Annotated in this window: 1 protein-coding gene; it reads left to right on the top strand. The window is 34.1% G+C overall.

Going from position 1 to position 1,210, the window contains the following annotated elements; translation table 11 throughout:
* Positions 1-1,186: glutamyl-tRNA reductase (hemA, locus tag EKL98_RS16485; protein ID WP_126563195.1), on the top strand; the 1,186-nt coding region annotated here is incomplete at its 5' end.
* Positions 1,187-1,210 lie beyond the last annotated feature (24 nt).

Genomic DNA, 1,210 nt, shown 5'->3' with positions numbered 1-1,210 from the left:
TTTGCTCCAAGCAAAAGAAGAAGGTATCGAGAGTTTAATCGTGACATCTACCTGCAATCGCACCGAAATATATGGCTATGCCGATCATCCTTTCCAATTGATAAAATTGGTTTGCGAGAACAGTAATGGGTCGGTTGAAGAATTTCAAAAAGTAGGTTTTGTATATAAAAGTCAGGAAGCTATAGACCATATGTTCCGTGTAGGAACAGGACTAGACAGTCAAATTCTTGGTGATTTTGAAATTATTGGTCAATTAAAAAACAGTTTTGAAGAATCCAGATCAATGGGTTTAATCAATGCTTTTTTAGACCGATTGATTAATACTGTTATTCAAACCAGCAAAAGAATTAAAAACGAAACCGAAATTAGTTCGGGAGCAACTTCTGTTTCTTTTGCCGCTGTGCAATACATTATTAGAAATATTGAGGGCATTGGAAATAAAAATATTCTTCTTTTCGGAACTGGAGAAATTGGTAGAAATACTTGCGAAAACTTAGTAAAACACACTAAAAATGAGCAAATTACCTTGATAAACAGAACAAAAAGTACTGCCGAAATATTAGCAGGAAAATTGAATTTGGTGGTAAAAGATTATGCTGATTTGCATCTCGAATTACAAAAAGCTGACGTTTTAGTTGTTGCGACTGGCGCTCATAATCCTACTATCGATAAAACATTATTGAATTTAAAGAAACCACTTTTGATATTGGATCTTTCTATTCCGAAAAATGTTAATGCAAATGTGGAACAAATTTCAGGGGTGACTTTAATTCATATGGATTATTTGTCTCAAATGACCGATGATACACTCGAAAGAAGAAAACAACACATTCCTGCTGCCGAAGCCATTATCGAGGATATGAAATTAGAATTGAATACTTGGATGAATGGCCGAAAATATGCGCCAACCATTCACGCATTGAAAGCAAAATTAAATGATATTGTTGCCGGAGAATTGACTTTCCAACGTAAAAAATTATCTAATTTTGACGAAGAACAAGCCGAATTGCTTACTTCCAGAATTATCCAAAAAATCACCAATCATTTCGCGAGTCACCTCAAAGACGAAAACACTTCGGTTGACGACAGCATAGAATTTATCGAAAAAGTATTCCAAATAGGACTACAAACTCCTCAAAAAAAAACTTCACCGATCGAAGAAAAATACAAAATCACCCTTTCATAGTAAATATCTAAACAAACCTTAATA

Source organism: Flavobacterium bomense, assembly GCF_003970355.1.
This window is presented reverse-complemented; position numbering and strand designations above follow the sequence as displayed.